Origin of the sequence: Mitsuokella apri, assembly GCF_051886055.1 — a bacterium.
In the GTDB taxonomy this organism is placed as follows: Bacteria; Bacillota; Negativicutes; order Selenomonadales; family Selenomonadaceae; genus Mitsuokella.
Map to the genome: position 1 here is coordinate 1 of NZ_JBJEXT010000039.1, position 18,296 is coordinate 18,296.

The following is an 18,296-nucleotide window of genomic DNA, read 5'->3' on the forward strand; positions in this document are numbered from 1 at the left end:
GTCCGCATTCTCTATATAAAGTTTTGGAAGCGCATGGTGAATGCCATGCATCTATCACAAATGTTATTATAGCAGTTTTCAGACAAAATGTCCAGCAGCTAAGCGGCTGAACTGTGCGGTCTGCGAAAATTTCGTATGCAGCGAAAGCCGCCGAATGGTACAATGATATAATGATAGAAAAAGAAAGGCGGAGTGCGATATGACCGTATGGCAGGATGGAAAAGAGCGCTGCTTCTGGGCCAACCCGAAAAATGAGCGCTATGTGCGCTATCACGATGAGGAATGGGGCGTGCCTGTTCACGATGACAAGAAGCTCTTTGAGCTGCTTTTATTGGAATGCTTTCAGGCAGGGCTTTCGTGGGAATGCGTCTTAAATAAACGAGAGGGCTTTCGTCAGGCCTTTGCAGGATTCGACTTGGACAAGGTCTGTGATTTTACCGAGGAAGATGTCGACCAGCTGGCAGCAAATCCTGCCATTATCCGCCATCGCCGCAAGATTGAAGCCGCGATTGGCAATGCCCGCGTGTTCCGAAAGATTGCCGAGGAGTACGGCAGCTTCTCAAAATATCTTTGGCAGTGGACCGATGGCAAAGTCATCTACGACCATGTCAGCACGACTTCATCGATTTCGGATGCCCTTTCGAAGGATCTCAAAAAGCGCGGTATGAAATTTGTCGGCTCCACGACGATCCAGTCATATCTGCAGGCTGCCGGACTCATCAACGCGCATTTGCCGGAATGCTTTCTATATAATAGGAAGGAATCGTAAATTTTTGCTGATTGTTTTAGTCAAACATATTTTACTAAAACATACTTGACTAAAGTGCATCAGCAAAACTTCAAAGAAAATCAAGCGAAGGCATTCAAAAAGGTACACCTTATTGAATGCCTGATTTTTTTACGATATTTTATTCATAAATATTACAAAATCATTTTATGAATATGTTCATTTAAGATTATACTTTTATGAATGAAAACCAGTGTTTTTTCGCTGGAAAGAGGAAAATTTATAGGAAATAGCGAACTATTCTGTAAGAAATCGACAAACGATAAAATCTCATCCAAAAGTCATAAAGATTATACTTTTTTAGAAAGGGGAGAAGTGTTTTATGTGGAAGAAAATCAATCTCATTGGCATGCTCACAATGCTGCTGATTTTCGTCATGGCCATACCGGCGTCTGCATCTTCCCCAATCAGTCAGGATGGTTATTACAACGGCATCCGTCTTGCCGGCAAAGTCAAAGTCGTCGAATACAATGCGGATATCAAGGTGCAGGTCGTCAACAGTTTTCCGGATCTGCGCGTCAAGGTCGTCGAGCATTTCCCCGATGACATCGGCGAGTGGCAGTTCGTCGATTACGGCGAAGATTTCACGATTCAATATGTCAACAGTTTTCCGGACATCAAGATCCAATTTGTCGAACACTGGCCCGGTGTAGACTGAAGGAAAACTCCTAGAGAAGTCCCTGCAGTATCCCGCGATGTGCAGGAAAATGTTTTTTAACTCACACAAGCTTACGAGGCGATTTTTATGAAGGATATCACAGAAAATGTATTACAGCAGTTTCAGCAGGATTATGCGGCCGACGAAGCAGCGCAGACTCTGCATGCGGCTCTCTCCAAAGCCGATATGGCGGATCTTGCCTATGTGCCGGAGGCCGCGGCAAAGCTCAAGGGCGCTTTTTCGGTTGAGGTAAAGACGCGCGGCATCACGGCACAGCAGAAGTCGGGCCGCTGCTGGCTGTTTGCGGCTCTCAATATCCTGCGCGAAAAGGTTGCGGAGCAGTGTAATCTTGAGCATTTTGAGCTGTCGCAGAACTATCTGTCGTTCTATGACAAGCTTGAAAAGGCCAATAACTTCCTCGAAATGGTCATTGAACACGCAGAAGAGCCAATCAAAGGACAGCTTATGCAGTATGTCCTGCGCGGCATGACGGATGGCGGCTACTGGTCGGAAGCCGTGGACATCATCGAAAAATACGGCGTCGTGCCGAAACAGGTTCAGCCCGAGACGTATCAGTCGGAGCACACAGCACGTTTTGTTGCAGCAATCAATCAGCTTCTGCGCAAAGATGCCATGGAGCTGCGGGAACTCGTCAAGGCAGGGAAGGACCCGTATGCGCGCAAGCACGAGATGATGGCCGAAGTCTACAAGGCTCAGTGCATCGCCTTTGGCCAACCGGTACAGGAATTTGACTTTGCCTACCGCGATAAAGATGGGAACTATCATGAGGAACGCGGCCTGACGCCAAAAGCATTCTATGAAAAATACGTCGGCATTTCCCTGCGTGACTATACGGCTGTCATCAACGAGCCGACGGCGGATAAGCCGCTTGATACGCCGATTCAGTTTCATGCCGTTGAGAATATGACGGGCCGCGATATGAAGGCCCTGAATCTTGCGCAGGAAGCCCTCGAAGAGCTCTGTGTCAAGCAATTAAAGGCCGGTCAGGCCATCTGGTTTGCCTGTGATGCCGGTGCGTTCGGCGCGCGCAAGGAAGGTGTCTGGGACCCTGACAGCGTCAAATATGAGGCACTGCTTGGCGGCTTTTCGACGGCCATGCCCAAGGGCAAACGTCTCGAATACAACAGCAGTTCGGCCAACCACGCGATGCTCCTGACCGGTGTCCACTTTGACGCTGACGGAAGGCCGGACCGCTGGAAAATCGAGAATTCGTGGGGCGAGGAAGTCGGGGAGAAGGGCTATTTCGTCTGCTCCGAAAAATACTTCAAAGAATTCGTCTATGAAGCCGTCATCGACAGACAGCACTTTACCCCGGAGCAGCTGGCCATGCTCGAGAAAGAGCCAGTCTTCATCAACGCATGGGACGAAGATTACTAAAAAAGGGAAATCTGTGAGAAACAGCACTCGAAAGAGGCATCCCTCTATGATATAATGGATTCAATTTCGGGCGTTTGCCCGACGGGGAACCAATGAATGATCTTTTTTCTTCCGAGTTGCTGTTACATCTGAATAGAGGGAAAAATGACCTATCATTACGAATTTACGTTGGCGGCGGGCATTGTACTCGCCATGCTCTGTATTTTTGCGTTCAGCCGGACCTATCTGGCGACGCGGCGTAACTTCTCTTTTCGCTGCTTACTGGCAGCGGATGTCATCACCATGCTCTTTGATGTCATATCCTCCGAAATGGATATGCGTCATGCGGAATTCTCCCTTGGTATGCTGTATCTTGTCAATGCAGTCTTTTTCCTTGGCTTCATATGGCGGTCCTTCCTGAATTTTGCTTTTGTCGAAGCCCTTGTGCGTGAGCGATGTACGGGGCTGCGCCTGCCGCATCATATTGCCTTCCTGCCCGTGGCTTTGACCACACTCATTGTGCTTGCTTCTTACTGGACAGGCTGGATTTTCTCGCTCGATGCAGGCAGCGGCGCCTACAAAAGCGGTCCTCTGTACCCGCTGATTTACGGCAACGGCTATCTGTATCTGATTTTGACGGCCGGCTTTATCGTCGCTTCGCTTCGCCATACTGTGTGGACAAGGCTGGAATTGGTATCGCTTATTGGCTCCTGCCTCTTGATTGGCCTTGGCTATATCGTGCGCATGCACTCCAGTCCGTATCTCGTCATGAACGCCTTTTACACGCTTGAGATGCTGCTCATTTTCTTTGCGTTCCAGAATCCTGATTTGTTCTTCAGCCGCCGGATGAATCTTTTCAACGCGGATGCAGCCAATGTCTGTCTGCGGGAGCTTTATCAGGGAGGTCCGTTTTCGCTGCTGGCCATTGCGGTCAATGATTTTGAAGAAAACAGGACTCTATATGGCGGCCATCAGACCACGAAGGGCCTGCGCCTGATTGCAGATTTTCTGCGGCAGAAATTTCCAGACTGTTATGTTGCTTATATGGATGAGGGCCGGTTCTTAGTTCTTACGGGAGAGCCCCTCGATTTTCGTCAGGTCTGCCACGAAATCAACGAACGCATGAAACTGCCGTGGCATGCCAGTCATGTCAATATCTATCTGAATGTGCATTATGCGGTATATCGCGGTCGGCCGGAGCCCGGCATCCTGCCGCATATGCTGGATTATACGGCATCTTCTCTCAGGCGAGCGGAACAGACGAATGAAGTCGTACATATGGGGACGGAATGCTTCCGGCGGATGGAGTATGAGAGGGAGGTCCGTCAGGCCATCGACCGCGCCATCCGCGATGACAGTATCGAAATTTACTTCCAGCCGCTTTGGGGCGTCGGGGAACAGCGCATGATCGGGGCAGAAGTACTCGCGCGCATGAACGACCCGGTACTGGGATTCGTGCCGCCGAGCGTATTTATCCGCACGGCTGAACAGAGTGGCACGATTACGCAGCTCGGTGAACAGGTATATGAAAAAGTCTGCATCTTTGCCAAGCATCATGATATCAAAAAGCTTGGTCTCAGGCGGCTGAATGTCAACTTGTCGGCCATCCAGTGCCGCGACAATCTCATGTCGGAGCGTCTGAATGCCATAACCGTCCGTCATCATCTGACTTTCGATATTTTCAAGTTTGAAGTAACGGAAACGGCACTTGTTTACCCAGATGAACTGCAGGGCAATATGGACCGGCTCATCGCCAAAGGTGCCGTATTTTCTCTCGATGATTTTGGCACAGGCTATTCGAATCTCATCCGCGTATCGCGTTCGCCGTTCAAGGATGTCAAGCTCGACATGACGCTCGTCCGCGAATACTTCCAGAAGAAAAACCGCCTGCTGCCGTCCATCATCGGCGCGTTCAAATCCTACGGCCTACATGTGACGGCCGAAGGGGTCGAGACAAAAGAGATGGTAGAAGAGCTCAGCAGGCTCGGCTGCGATACGCTGCAGGGCTATTACTTTGCCAAGCCGATGCCTGCAGCGGAATTCCTGCAGTACCTCGCAAAAAAGAACATATTGACTAGATAAGTCCAGCAAAAAGTCCAGTGCTGGACTTTTTTGTTTGGCTGCATCGTCTTTAGCCATAGGAGAAATCTATCGCCAAAGACGATTTTTTTGTATTTTTCATCGCAGCCGTTTTGCGGTAAAGTAGAAGCATCAACCGATCGGACCACCAAACGTGAAGCAATGGATATAGACTTTGAGGAGGAAATTATCATGAGCAAGCATCTTTCTACGCCATTCCGTTTCGATTACGTCGGCAGTTTCCTGCGTCCGGCCAAGATCAAGAAAGCACGTCAGCAGTTCGCTGAAAAGAAAATCTCAGCAGACGAGCTCAAGGCTGTTGAGGATACCTGCATCCGCGAGCTTGTTGCCAAACAGAAAAAGGCCGGCTATCACGTCATCACGGACGGCGAGTTCCGCCGCAGCTATTGGCACCTCGATTTCATGTGGGGACTTGAGGGCATCGAACACATCGAGCTCGACCATGGCTATCACTTCCACGGCGAAGAAACGACACATGGCTCCTGCGCTGTGACGGGCAAAATTGGCGGTCACAAGCATCCGTTTGTCGAGCATTTCAAGTTCGTCAAGCAGTTCGAGGATGAAAATACCGTTGCAAAGCAGACTCTGCCAGCTCCGGCGCAGACACTCGCCGAACTCTTCCGCGGCGACAACGGCGAGACGACGCGCAGATTCTATCCAGATGAGGAAGCGCTCATCAAGGACCTTGCGAACGCGTATCATACCGTTTTCCTCGAGCTTTACGCTGCCGGCTGCCGCAACATTCAGCTTGATGACTGCACGTGGGGCATGATTGTTGATGACGGCTACTGGCAGACGCATATCGAACCGGGCGTGACGGTCGAGAGCGAAGCCAACCGCTATCTGCGCGTCAACAACCTCGCACTGCAGGATCTGCCGGCAGACCTCATCGTCAACACGCATATCTGCCGTGGCAATTATCATTCGACGTATGCAGCCAGCGGCCCGTATGACCGCGTCGCTCCGTACGTTTTCGCCAAGGAAAATGTCAACGCCTACTATCTTGAATTCGATGACGAGCGTTCCGGCGGCTTCGAATGCCTCAAGGAAGTCACGCCGGGCAAAAAAGTCGTGCTCGGCCTGATCACGACGAAGCGTCCGGAACTTGAAGATAAAAACGCCGTCATCGCGCGCATCCATGAAGCTGCCAAATACATGCCGCTGGAAAAACTCTATCTGAGTCCGCAGTGCGGCTTTGCTTCCTGTGAAATCGGCAACAAACTCACCGAAGAGGAACAGTGGGCCAAACTCGCGCTCGTCAAAGATATCGCGGAAACCGTCTGGGGAAAATAAAATCTACTAATATATCAGCTATATCGGCAAATCAGCTGAAGTATCTCTCTTACATCAAAAAAGCACTGCTGAAAAAGTCCAGTACTGGACTTTTTCAGCAGTGCTTTTTGTATTTAGCAGCAATTTGGCAAATGCGCAGCATCAGCCAATGGCAATCGTATAGGTGAAGGTCTGTTCCTCACCGGCTGCGAGGCGTTCGCTGCCCTCACGCTCGGAGAAATCGCCATCGAAATCTTCGTAGTCGGCATGGCCGTGCCACGGCTCGATGCAGAGGAACGGGGCGCCGCCTTTTACAGGCGTCCAGAAGCCCCAGAACGGGAAATCCTTGGCGATAATGGAAAGGGATTTTGTACTCTTCGTCGAGCGAATCGTGACTTTGTCGGAATGGAGATTGTGATAAGCGAGCACGTCATTTTTGAACTCGTCAAAGTTCAGGGGCAGTTTCGTACCCTTTAAAGGTTTGTCGCCTTTGGTGCGCAGGAACTGGCCATTTTCATTGAGCGGCATATTGGGGGCGTCTTCCGCTTTATTGAATTCCAGATAGCAGTCGGAGAAGCTCTCGCCATGGACAATCGGGCAGCGGTAAGCGCCGTGGGCACCGATGGAGTAAATCATTTCGTGGTCATCGTGATTGCGGATGGTCCAGATGACTTTGATGGCCTTATCATGCAGCTCATAGGCGACAAGCAGCTCAAATTTCCACGGATATTTTTTGAGTGATTCCTCGCTCCAAAGCAGCGAAAAGGCAATGCGGTCCGCCTTTTTCTCGACGAGCTTGAAGTCGGAGATACGGCCAAGGCCATGGCTCGGCAGCTCGTATTCCTTGCCGTCCACGCGGTATTTTCCATCCCTGACTTTGCCGATGATCGGGAAAAGCACCGGCGAGCTGTATTTCCACCAAGTTGGATCGCCGTTCCAAAGATATTCCGTCTCATCCGCGCGTTCCTTGATGGAACGCAGCTCTGCGCCGTGGTCGCGTACCTGCACGCACAGCTTGTCGTTTTCAATTGTATAAAGCATATAAGTAAAATCCCCCTTGAGTAAGGCAGTTTACATCACGATGCTTTATGATTCGCGGCAAACTGTATGGATTCCTGCCAAAACGTCAGACAAAAATATTTTTCGCATAAAAAAGAAACGCAGCTGAAAAAGTCCAGTACTGGACTTTTTCAGCTGCGTTTCTAGAGAGAGATTTGAGATGTATGTAAAGTTTACTTCCGATAAAAATAAATTATCGTAAGTAAACTTTCTTTTAGTTCCGGTACATTGACCCGCGTTCTAATGGCGTTGTATGTTATATAATAGAAGCAAACTATTTAGCATGTCAGAAAGAAGTGTGCTGTTTTGTCAAAAAAAGCCAAGATTTTATCGCTGCTGTGCTGCGGCCTGCTCTTTGCCGCACCTGCCGCCATGGCGAAGACACAGACCATCGAGGCTACGGGCGTTTACCAAATGGGCGAAAATGATACGATTGCCTCGGCCAAGGAAAACGCGCGCAAAGATGCCATGCGCAATGCTGCGGAAAAAGCCGGTGTCTATGTCCGTTCGTATTCAAAGACGAAGAATCTCAAACTCACGGACGATCAGGTCGAAGTCATCAGCATTCAGACGATGCAGATCAAGGACTGCACATACACGCAGGATTTTGTCAACAATACCCTTGTCATCCATGCGGCCATCAAGGCCTCGGTCGACGACAATGACTTCCAAAAGCGCATCGATGCCAACAACCAGATTCAGAACCTGCAGAGTCAGCTCGCCGAGGAAAAGGAAAAGAACCGCGAGGCCGTCAACAAGAAGATGCGTGACACGGGCAATGACCCCTATGCGAATCTGTTAGCCGAGACCGAACTCAAACGACTGCAGAAAAATCCGAGCAGCATTTCGGTCGTGCGCAGCAATCTCGAAGATTTCGTTGACCAGCGCAATGGCATCGTGCCGGCTGACATTTACGGCCGTATTGCCCTGTTGGACCTCATGGGCACGGCGAATCAGGCTTCTTTTGAACAGGACCTCCAGAAGGCCATCGATACCGACCCGAAAGATCCCTTCTATTATACGTTATGGGCGCTCTACAAAGAGTCGCTTTACGACCACTACGGCGCGGAAGCCATGGCCGATCAAGCCTTAAGGCTCGACGGCCACCATTGGCCGGCTTATTACGTGCGCTCGATTGCCAAGGGCTTCCGGGGTTCCACGCGCAAGGCCATGGCCGACTGCGATACGGCCATCAAGCGCGGCGGCAAAAATTACAGCTACGTTCTCGCCTACCGCGCGAGACTTCAGCGCGTCTTTGCCGGACGCCACGATTTTGTCGACTTCGAGTCAGACGACCACGACGATACGATAAACGCCACCATCAATGGCTTTTACCGCGACTTTGCACAGCTCAAGCGAAAAATCAAGAAGTAACTGGCCTTGCCGAGGCAGGAAAACTCTACTTCATGTTGAAGTCTAGTATATTAGAAAAAATTATCTGATTTTACGACGAGGTGGATTTTATGTCGAAGTTCTGTCCAAACTGCGGTACCCAGCTGGACGACAATGCAAAATTCTGCATGAAATGCGGTCAGAAGCTGGAACCCGATAAAAAGAAGACACGGAAAAAATATATTGCCATGGCCATTGCCGGCCTTGTCGTCATTGGCGCTGTCGGCTTCTGGGCCGGTAAGAATTATTTTGGCCAGCAGGCACCGGCGTCAGCCCCGAGTAAACAGACAGCAGCTGCTGACACAGCGGCCAAAACGCCGGAAATGACCTCGGACCTCTCGTTAGGCGGTCTTGACCTCGACCTCACGCTTGACGAAATGCACGAACGCCTTGGTCAGGAGGAGTCTTCCAAGCAGGAAGACAATCACATGTATTATTTTTATGAGGGCCTCAAAGTCGGTTCGACGAACAACAAACTGACTTCCCTCGTGTCCGACAACGATAAAGTCGCCACAAAGCGCGGCCTGCATCAGGGCGATTCGTACGATGACATGGTAAAAGCATATGGCAGTTCCTACAATAAAATGGAATACAACGGGCAGATGCTCTATGAATACTCCTTCCAGTCCCTCGATGGCAAAAACGGCATCCTGCGCTTTGCCGTCAGCGAGGATACGAATAAAATCGCGTACATCAGCGTCCGTATTCCTGAGGAAAATGCCAATAAAGCTAAACAGACTGCGAAAGCCAGCAGCGATACCATCGATGTGACGTACACCGGCGGCAAGACGACTCAGCTGCACCTCTCGCAGAATTCCATCGAGATGCACGTGGGCCAGAAGCTTCACCTCTATCCCGGTGACAATTCCGGCGAAGCCGGCGTGCTGCGCCTCATGACGGATAACAACCGCGACAAGATGGGCATCGTGACGCCAAAGAACTGCGTCAGCGTCACCACGGCCGGCAAAACCGGCGGCAAGGGCTCCAGCACCGAAAAAATCATCACGGCCAATGCTCCTGGCGAAGCCGTCTTCACCGTCGTGCCGAATTACGGTTCGTGGGATAATGCCGCAAAAATCTTTATCCGCATTGTGAACTAAGCAATACTATATAGTTCCTTTACGGCTCAAAATAAAAAGAAACCCCTGAAAAAGTCCAGTACTGGACTTTTTCAGGGGCATTTTTATTCTTTTATTTTAAGGAGCAGCCGACATGCTGTACGACCAGCGCGGCCACGCGGTTGGCTTCTTCGCAGGCTTCACGCAGCGATTTGCCATTTGACAGAGCCGCGAGGAAACCTGCGGTATGCGAGTCGCCGGCACCGATGGTGTCGATGGCCTTGACGGGCTTGGTCGGCACGAGAAAAGCCTCGTTTTCATTGACACAGAGCGTTCCCTGTTTGCCCAGTGTCACGATGACAGGCTGTTTCGTCGCGGCCTGCAGTTCTTTGGCGGCCTCGCGGACGTCAGTCCTGTCCGTCATGGCCTTTGCCTCCCCCTCGTTGAGTTCGAGAATGGTGCCCATGCCGAGAAGTTCTTTTTGAAAGCGCTTGCCTAAGAGGCGCGGCCCAGGGTCGAGGACGAGACGGCAGTCAGGGCGCTTGCGCCGCAGGAATTTCAGGATGACATCGCCGCTGTTGTTGCTGTCCTGAAAGCCGTAGCCCGAGGCATAGATATAGTCATAAGCCGCAGCATCGATGTTTGCCAGCCAGCTGTCAAGCCATTTCGTCTCGATGCCGTCAATCGTGATGAATGTGCGCTCCCCGTTGGCCTCAACTAAGGAAAGGCAGTAGCCATTGTCACAGCGCGCGTCCTCAATCATGACATCGTGATGACCGGCCTGCAGAGTGCTGCGGATTTTATCGGCGTACAGGCCCCTGCCGACTGGCACGCATAAGTCATGGGAGACCTGCAGTTCATCGAGGATTTTGGAGACATTAAAGGCGCAGCCGCCAACTACCATGCCCTTCTGCAGGCCCGTGATATCTTCGCCGGCCTTGGGCAGGCGCTCAATGTCGATGATGACATCGATGACAGCGGAGCCGAGGATCAGGATATTTTTCACCATAAAGCCCATCTCCCCTTAAAGCGTGGACCTGTTCTTATCACAGACGGTCAGGATGAAATACAGGAGGCCGCTGACGACCAGTGTCAAAAGGACGTTCAGGCTGTTGCCGGCAAAGATGCCCGTGGCAAACGGCCCTGCAAAGATGAACGTCTTGGAAAACAGCATGCCGACGACGAAGCCGACAATCCAGCTGATGACGCCGTGATAATTGATGCGGTTCTTCATGGGGTCTGTCAGCAGCGTCTTGTCATAGCCGTTTTTCCAGCGCAGCATCAGATAGTCAACGAGGAAGACGGACGACCAGGCAGCGAGGAGCTTGCCGATGATGCCGAGGAAGCCTTCGAGCGTGCCCTGAAAATCCTGTGCAACGAACAGGATGTAAGCCGGAATGACCGTGACGATGATAGTCTGGAATACGAGAATCCACTTGTCATCCCAAATGAGATGAGCTGCTTTGAGAACAAGCTTAGAGGATTTCAAGCCTAAGAAGCACTGCGGCGTCAGACCGCCGATGGCCGTGATGTAATAAATGATGGCGAGATTTGTCGGCAGAGCACCCTTGATGACTTCAATCGGATTAGACGATTGGGCAAGGTCCGGCATCTGCGTCGAAAGCAGAATGCCGACGCTGAGCATCAGGATGAGCGGAATTGCACCGCCAAGCGTGACGGCCCAGCCGACCTGACTGCGCGTGTTTTTCGGATTCTGATGGCAGCTGTAGTCGGCCGCATAACTCGTCCAGCCAATGCCCGTGCCCGCTGCGACGAACGCCAGTGCCGGCAGAAAATTGCCGAGCCAGTCGCCGCTCGGCATGGCAAAGAGGACCTGCCAGTCCGTCTTCGGGATGATGATAAACAAAATAACGAGAGTCAGGAAACCGAAGAGGTATGTGCAGATGGTCTGCATGCGAATCAGCATCTTATGGCTGAACAGCACCGAAACGAGAATCAATGCCACGAAAATCGCCAGCGCAATGCCCATGGTCAAAGGCGAGGTCGCAAGGCCGCAGGTGACAAAAAGTGCAAGAACGGTCAAAGCGCCCGTACAGACGTTGATGGACAGCCAGCCCGCATGGCTGATGAGGGCTGCCACAGCCGGAATGAGATTGCCCTTAAAGCCAAACGAGGCCCTTGACAGGACAAACGTCACCGTGCCCGTATCGTGTCCGGCCAGACTCATGAGGCCGACAAGGCCAAAGGAAAAGGAACCGATGACCGTGACGAGAATGGCCTGAATGAAACTCAGCTTGTAGCCGATGATGATGGCGCCGTAAACAAGCCCGAGAATGCCGATGTTGGCCGCGCAGTACAGGAAGAACAGGCTTCGCGGCTTATCCGTCCGTTCAGAAGGCGGTAAAAATGTTGTTTCTTTTTCCGTACTCATAAGTTTTCCTCCTCAATATAGAATGAATCAAGTCCGTCTCAGCAGCTGACTTTGCCCCGGTGCTCGAGCAGGCTTTCGGCATAATGCGAAAAGTCGACATGATTGCTGCGTTCAAGGACTTCTTTCAGTTCTTGGCGAATGCCGTTTGCACCGGCTTTGGCCCCGCAGACAGCGACGGCCATGGCTCCGATGGTATCCGTATCGCCGCCAAGGTTTGCGCAGGCCAGACTGCAGACCTCCGGTTCGCGGTAATAATACGCCATCGCAAGGGCAGCAGGCACAGCCTCGCTCATCAGCGTCGTCGTGCCGATGATTTCGTAAATGGACAGGGAGAAGCGGTTCGGCGTATCGCGGTATTTCTCGGCCAGCTCCAATGCGAGCTTGAGTCTTGCTTTCGGCGAAGCCTGATACGTCTCAGCGCCGTAACTCGAAGCAAACATATAGCAGTTTTCCGCCGTGCTCATAATGTCTTCCCATGACTTATCTTCCAAGGCCGCGCTGACGGCTGCGGCCACCATGCCGGCACCGCCAATCGTCACATCCGTCTTATGCGTGGCTTCGCTGATGCAGGCCACATACTTGGCAAGGCCCGGCAGGTCATTGCTCGGGAACAGGCAGCCAATCGGCGCAATGCGCATGGCAGCGCCATTTGTCACGGCTTTGACTGTATAGGGCTCAGGATCCTCCCCAGCCTGAATGGCATGTAAGGCGGCCTTGGAGCTCTGCCCTAAGATGTTCTTGGCAAAGGCGTCCGTGTCAACAGCCCACTTAATCAGATTCTTCGCGATAATGCGCTTGTCCGGCACGTAGTTGTTTTCCATCAGGGAGTCCACGATGATCAAAGCCTGTGCCGTGTCGTCTGTGAATTCGCCCTTCTTCAGGCCTATGGCCGCGGGATTGGCCTCCGGACTGTTCTCAAACGTCTTGATCTCGCCAAAGACTTCCTTGATTTTGCGGCGGCTCAGAAGCTCCGACGGCATGCCCATCGAATCCCCAAGGGCCATGCCGTACAAGGCTCCTAAAATGCGGTCCAACATATGCATCTCTCCTTCTCAAATATAAAAAATTTATTCTCTTATTATTTTCTTGTCTAAATGATGATTTCCTGCCCAACCCACGGCAATTGTCTTGTCAATTGTAAACTTCATATATTATATTTTGGCAATAGACCTGCAGGATATTTCACGTAAAAGGGAGAATTAAATCACGAGTTTAATATCTGTACAGCTGCAACGAAAGGATGAATAATCCCATGAGAAGACACGACCGCGAAATCACGGATAGAGCCGAAATTATCGAAGTCATGAAAAAAGCGCAGGTTTGCCGGCTTGCGCTCAACGACGAGGACGGCTACCCTTACATTCTGCCCATAAATTACGGCGTTGAGGAACGCGACGGAAAGATTTTTCTCCACTTCCACAGTGCCCTTGAGGGCCGCAAGCTCGAGCTCATGGCCCGCGACAGCCGCGCCTCATTTGAGATGGACACGAAACACAGGCTGCAGTATTTCGCCGATAAGGGCTACTGCACCTATGCGTATGAAAGCGTCGTCGGCAAAGGCCGTCTGCACATGGTCCCCGAGGAAGAAAAAGCGGCTTCACTCGCCTGCCTGATGGACCATTACCATCCGGGCGAGAATGCCTATTTCAATCCGGCTGCCATCCCGCGCACGGCCGTCTACTGCCTCGAAGTCGAGTCGGTAACGGGCAAGCGCAAAAAGCCGAAACCAGAGAACTGATTTTCTGTCAAACAGCACCTTCTTCCCTAAAATCACTGTAATCCTTTGACGATTTGCGCTATAATGGTCAGGATATGAAAAAACAGGCAGTCCCCCTGCGGGCTGCCAAGGAAGAAGATGATGTTCTTGTCAGAGGAACAAAATGAACAAAACATAAAGGATATCCATAAGATACGTCAGGAGCAGATCGCGCGCGGGCGCATCATCGTGCGCACGAGCGCCATCGGTATTGCCGTCAATATTTTACTTGCAGGTTTCAAGGGTGCCGTGGGCCTGACGACAAATTCCATCGCCATCCTGCTCGATGCCGTCAACAATCTGTCGGATGCCCTGTCGTCGGTCATCACGGTGGCCGGCGCGAAACTCGCGGGCCGCAAGCCGGATTGGAAACATCCTTTCGGCCACGGCCGCTACGAGTATTTCAGTGCCATGATCATCGCGGCCATCGTCTTTTATGCCGGCCTGACTTCCCTCTGGGAGTCGGTCAAAAAAATCATCGAGCCGGAGATGGCAACCTATACGCCAATTTCCCTGCTGATTCTCACCGTCGCCATCGTTGTTAAAATTCAATTGGGACGCTACGCGAAGCGCCAGGGCTTTTTAGCCGAATCCGATGCCTTAGAAGCGTCGGGTGCCGATGCCATGTTTGACGCGCTACTGTCCCTTTCCGTACTCGTAACGGCGTTTATCTACATTGGCACGGGGATTTCCCTCGAAGCGTATGTCGGCGCGATTATTTCCATCTTTATCCTCAAAGCCGGCATTGACATGATGAGAAAGACCCTGAACGACCTGCTCGGCGAACGGCCGGACCCCGAGCTCGTGCGCAAAATACGCGCCATTATCATCGAGGAGCCGGAAGTCCACGGTGCTTACGACCTCATGCTCAACAACTACGGTCCGGACCGCAATTACGCCTCCGTCCATATCGACCTGCCCGACACCATGACCGTGGAACAGGCCGACCGCCTGACGCGCCGCCTTCATGACAGGATTTTCCTCGCAACCGGCGTGCGCCTGATGGGCGTTACCGTGTACTCTTACAACACGAACGACCCCGAAGCCATCGAGATCCGCAAAGATGTCTACAAAATCATGATGAAGCACCGCGACCATCTCCTGCAGGTCCACGGCTTCTACGTAGACCGTAAGAAAAAAGAAATGCGCTTCGATATCGTCGTGAAGTTCGGCACGAACATCCCCGAGATGATTGAGCTGCTTGAAAAAGAAGTCAAAGAGGCTTACCCCGACTACGATATTCTCATCGATCCCGACATGGATATCTCCGCGCTCGGCATCAATCGGTGACGAAAAAGTCCAGTACTGGACTTTTTCATTTAAAAATGCATCAGCCTACATAAAAAGAAAGCTCTGAAACGAGCATGGCCTATAAGACCACAGCCGTTTCGGAGCTTTCTTATATATAGAAGGGTTTTATTTCACAGCCTTCGGGTCGTACAGAGGGATAGCCTGTACGAGGTCCGGATGTTCTGCTTTGTGTGCCATGATCTGGCGGCGCAGGTCGAGTTCTGCCGTCATGTCCTTGCGGATGTAGTCGAGTTTGTAGAAGTAAATCAAACCGGCGATGATGGCACAGAGTACAATCGGAATCCAGATGAAGCAGGTCTCAATGGCCGAGAGAGCCGAGGCGCTCTGCGCCGCATTCGGGACATAGCCACCCATGTTGAGGAACAGGCCGACGATAAAGCTCGTCAGGCCCATGCCGCCTTTGACGAAGAAGCCCTGGAAGGCTGCAATCAGACCGGCAACGCTCTTGCTCTTCTTGTACTCCGAATAGTCGATGACATCCGGCTGAATCGCAAAGGTAATGCCGAAAATACCGTAAATACCAAGGCCCGTGATGACGAGGCCCGTGAGCAGGCAGACAATCGAGCTCTGCCCAAAGTAAATCAGAAGGTCACCGACAACGTAAAGGCCGACACTCAGGAACATCAGGCTGCGTTTCTTAAAGTGCTTTTCCAGAGTCGGCAGGGCCAAAAGCATCGGCAGGCCCGAAAGGATGCCGAGGATACCGACAAGAGCCAAAAGGTCCGAGCGGTCGAGGTTGTACTTGAAGTAGTAAATGACGGTCGTATTGCGGACGACGTAGAGGGAAAAATAGAAGAGGTTCAGGAAGAACAGGATCCAGGCCTGTCCCGTGAGTCCCTTGAAGCTGTCACGCAGGCTCATATGCTCCGTGCTGACCGTTGGCGGCACGACTTCCTTCGTGCTGGAGAACGTGAAGAAGAAAATGAACATCGCGACAATGCCGTAAAGGGTCATGGTCACAAGATAGCCCTGTGCCTCATCGCCGGCACCAAAAAAGTCAACCAGGGGAGCCGTAATGGACATGACGATGGCCGTGCCGATCATGGCGCAGATCATGCGGGTTGAAACGAGGATATCGCGTTCATGTACATCCGAAGTCAGGCGCGGGACAATCGTATTTAAGGGAATATTGACGACCGTATACGCCGTGCAGAGCAGGCAGTACGTCACATAAGCCCAGATCAATTTGCCCGTCGCATCAAAATCCGGAATGTAGAACGTCAGAAACGTGAAGAACGCGAACGGCACCGCGCCGATCAGGAAGTACGGACGGCCCTGCCCCCAGCGCGTATGCGTATGGTCGACAATGATGCCCATCATCGTATCCGTCATGGCATCGATGAATTTCGTCACGAGCATCATCGTGCCGGCGGCCGCTGCCGCAATGCCAAATACATCGGTATAAAAAACCATCAGGTAAGACGCCATCGTGCTGAATACGAGATTGCAGCCTAAGTCGCCCATGCCATAGCCAAGGCGTATCCGCCATTTACTCATCATGAAAAATCCCCCCTATAATTTATGCCAGTATCATCCGTTACCAATCCAGCGCGGCAATGGCAGCTTTTTCGACATCCAAACCGCTGCGGTAATGACGCATAAAGGTCTGGAATCCAGCGATTTCCTCCGGCGAGGCCTTGATGGTATCGCCGTCCAACTTCGTAAAGATGCGTTTATCGAGATAATCGCCGAGTGTTTCCCCTTCCTGCCTGTCGACAAGATAAGCCGCAAGCAGGGCAATGCCCCAGGCACCGCCTTCACTGGCCGTGTTCATGACCGTGACCGGAGCTTCACAGGCTGCCGACAAATAAAGCTGTCCGACACCCTTTGTCTTGAAGAAGCCGCCATGTCCCATGATGCGGTCGACCTGCACGCCCTCATCGCGCAGGATATCGAGACCAATCTTGACGGCACCGAGCGACGTATAGAGATGCGCGCGCATGAAATTCGCCAGATTGAAATGACTTTTCGCCGTGCGCAGGAAAATGGGCCGTCCCTCGTTGATCATCGTGATATTTTCCCCGGAATAATAGCCGTACGGCAGAAGTCCGCCGGCATCGGCCTCACCCTGCAGGGAATTCGTATAAAGTTTCGTGAACAATTCTCCAGTGCTCACCTTATGCCCCATCAAGGCAGCAAATTCGCCAAAGAGATGAACCCAGGCATTGAGGTCTGTCGTGCCGTTATTGGCATGCGACATCGCACATGGAGCCCCTGTCGGCGTGGCCACCATGTCGATTTCACGATGCAGCTTTTTAAGGGGCTGCTCGAGGACAATCATGGCAAATGTGCTCGTACCGGCCGAAACATTGCCCGTGCGCGGTGCTACAGCATTCGTCGCCGTCATGCCCGTGCCTGCGTCGCCTTCCGGCGGGCAGAATGGGATGCCGGCCTGCAAGTCCCCTTCTTCATCGAGAAGCTTTGCTCCCCGCTTCGTCAGCACACCGGCTTTGTCGCCGGCGACCAGAACTTTCGGAAAAATATCACGGAGCTGCCAGGAAAAATGATACGGCTTGAGCAGGTCATCAAATTTCTGCACCATGCTTTCAACATAATCATTCGCAACAGGGTCGACAGGGAACATGCCCGAAGCATCGCCGATGCCGATGACTTTTTCGCCCGTCAGCTGCCAGTGAATGAAGCCGGCAAGCGTTGAAACATAGTCAATATGAGAAACATGCTCTTCCTGATCGAGAATCCTCTGATAAAGATGCGCTGCGGTCCAGCGCAGCGGAATGTTGAAATGAAATAAATCCGTTAAAGTATCCGCTGCTTTTTGCGTATTGGTATTGCGCCAGGTTTGAAATGGTGCCAGCAGTTTTCCCTGTCGGTCAAAGGCCATGTAGCCGTGCATCATGGCACTGACGCCAATAGAGCCTGTTTTCGTAAGCGTAATCCCATATTCGTCTTGAACGGCTTTTTTCAAAGAATGATAGCAGCTGCGAAGGCCGTCATAAATTTCCTGCAGATGGAAGGTCCAAATGCCATTTTCAAATGAATTTTCCCAATCATGGATGCCGACAGCAAGCACCGTGCCGGCATAATCAATGAGAACCGCCTTGATCCTCGTCGAGCCAAATTCGATGCCGAGTGCCGTCTGTCCTTTTACAATAGCCTCTTTCGCAGTCATAAGA

Annotated in this window: 15 protein-coding genes; 9 read left to right on the forward strand and 6 right to left on the reverse strand. The window is 51.8% G+C overall.

Features of this window, described 5'->3' with window-relative positions; translation table 11 throughout:
* Positions 1-199: 199 nt before the first annotated feature.
* The 5 genes from ACI4OH_RS05310 (at position 200) to ACI4OH_RS05330 (ending at position 6,215) form a co-directional block, all read left to right on the forward strand.
* Positions 200-769, forward strand: coding sequence for a DNA-3-methyladenine glycosylase I (locus tag ACI4OH_RS05310; RefSeq protein WP_435721798.1), 570 nt, complete (start codon positions 200-202; stop codon positions 767-769).
* A 340-nt stretch (positions 770-1,109) separates the two neighbouring features.
* Positions 1,110-1,445, forward strand: a complete 336-nt coding sequence (locus tag ACI4OH_RS05315; RefSeq protein WP_432647740.1) for a 7(1) septoil knot domain-containing protein — start codon at positions 1,110-1,112, stop codon at positions 1,443-1,445.
* A gap of 87 nt (positions 1,446-1,532) precedes the next feature.
* Positions 1,533-2,843 carry a C1 family peptidase gene (locus ACI4OH_RS05320; protein ID WP_435721797.1) on the forward strand — a complete coding sequence of 437 codons (1,311 nt, stop codon included), beginning with the start codon at positions 1,533-1,535 and terminating at the stop codon, positions 2,841-2,843.
* A 144-nt stretch (positions 2,844-2,987) separates the two neighbouring features.
* Positions 2,988-4,904: an EAL domain-containing protein gene (locus ACI4OH_RS05325; protein WP_439784334.1), complete on the forward strand. Its 1,917-nt coding sequence runs from the start codon at positions 2,988-2,990 to the stop codon at positions 4,902-4,904.
* Positions 4,905-5,093: 189 nt separating this feature from the next.
* Positions 5,094-6,215, forward strand: a complete 1,122-nt coding sequence (locus ACI4OH_RS05330) for a 5-methyltetrahydropteroyltriglutamate--homocysteine S-methyltransferase (RefSeq protein ID WP_435721795.1) — start codon at positions 5,094-5,096, stop codon at positions 6,213-6,215.
* Positions 6,216-6,356: 141 nt separating this feature from the next.
* Here the strand turns inward: ACI4OH_RS05330 and ACI4OH_RS05335 are convergent, their stop codons facing one another.
* Positions 6,357-7,235 (reverse strand): aldose 1-epimerase family protein, encoded by an 879-nt coding sequence (locus tag ACI4OH_RS05335; protein WP_435721794.1) that lies wholly within the window; start codon positions 7,233-7,235, stop codon positions 6,357-6,359.
* Between the two features lie 324 nt (positions 7,236-7,559).
* On the opposite strand from ACI4OH_RS05335, the gene ACI4OH_RS05340 reads away from it, so the two are divergent.
* Both ACI4OH_RS05340 and ACI4OH_RS05345 read left to right on the forward strand, forming a co-directional pair.
* Positions 7,560-8,627: a hypothetical protein gene (locus tag ACI4OH_RS05340; RefSeq protein ID WP_435721793.1), complete on the forward strand. Its 1,068-nt coding sequence runs from the start codon at positions 7,560-7,562 to the stop codon at positions 8,625-8,627.
* 89 nt (positions 8,628-8,716) lie between these two features.
* Positions 8,717-9,745, forward strand: coding sequence for a zinc-ribbon domain-containing protein (locus ACI4OH_RS05345; RefSeq protein WP_435721792.1), 1,029 nt, complete (start codon positions 8,717-8,719; stop codon positions 9,743-9,745).
* Between the two features lie 91 nt (positions 9,746-9,836).
* Here ACI4OH_RS05345 and ACI4OH_RS05350 read toward each other — a convergent pair whose 3' ends face one another.
* The 3 genes from ACI4OH_RS05350 to ACI4OH_RS05360 are packed head-to-tail and all read right to left on the reverse strand — an operon-like array spanning position 9,837 to position 13,132.
* Positions 9,837-10,712 (reverse strand): PfkB family carbohydrate kinase, encoded by an 876-nt coding sequence (locus tag ACI4OH_RS05350; RefSeq protein ID WP_435721791.1) that lies wholly within the window; start codon positions 10,710-10,712, stop codon positions 9,837-9,839.
* A 15-nt stretch (positions 10,713-10,727) separates the two neighbouring features.
* Positions 10,728-12,095: a purine-cytosine permease family protein gene (locus tag ACI4OH_RS05355; protein ID WP_439784335.1), complete on the reverse strand. Its 1,368-nt coding sequence runs from the start codon at positions 12,093-12,095 to the stop codon at positions 10,728-10,730.
* A gap of 38 nt (positions 12,096-12,133) precedes the next feature.
* Entirely contained in the window at positions 12,134-13,132 is a 999-nt protein-coding gene (locus ACI4OH_RS05360) for an ADP-ribosylglycohydrolase family protein (protein ID WP_439784336.1), read from the reverse strand.
* 215 nt (positions 13,133-13,347) lie between these two features.
* On the opposite strand from ACI4OH_RS05360, the gene ACI4OH_RS05365 reads away from it, so the two are divergent.
* Both ACI4OH_RS05365 and ACI4OH_RS05370 read left to right on the forward strand, forming a co-directional pair.
* Entirely contained in the window at positions 13,348-13,833 is a 486-nt protein-coding gene (locus ACI4OH_RS05365) for a pyridoxamine 5'-phosphate oxidase family protein (RefSeq protein WP_432647768.1), read from the forward strand.
* Positions 13,834-13,959: 126 nt separating this feature from the next.
* A complete protein-coding gene (locus tag ACI4OH_RS05370) occupies positions 13,960-15,141 on the forward strand; it encodes a cation diffusion facilitator family transporter (protein ID WP_439784337.1) in 1,182 nt (393 codons plus the stop codon).
* Positions 15,142-15,267: 126 nt separating this feature from the next.
* On the opposite strand, the gene ACI4OH_RS05375 is transcribed toward ACI4OH_RS05370, so the two are convergent.
* Positions 15,268-16,662: a glycoside-pentoside-hexuronide (GPH):cation symporter gene (locus tag ACI4OH_RS05375; protein ID WP_435721786.1), complete on the reverse strand. Its 1,395-nt coding sequence runs from the start codon at positions 16,660-16,662 to the stop codon at positions 15,268-15,270.
* A 37-nt stretch (positions 16,663-16,699) separates the two neighbouring features.
* Positions 16,700-18,292 carry a xylulokinase gene (locus tag ACI4OH_RS05380; RefSeq protein ID WP_439784338.1) on the reverse strand — a complete coding sequence of 531 codons (1,593 nt, stop codon included), beginning with the start codon at positions 18,290-18,292 and terminating at the stop codon, positions 16,700-16,702.
* Between the last annotated feature and the right edge of the window lie 4 nt (positions 18,293-18,296).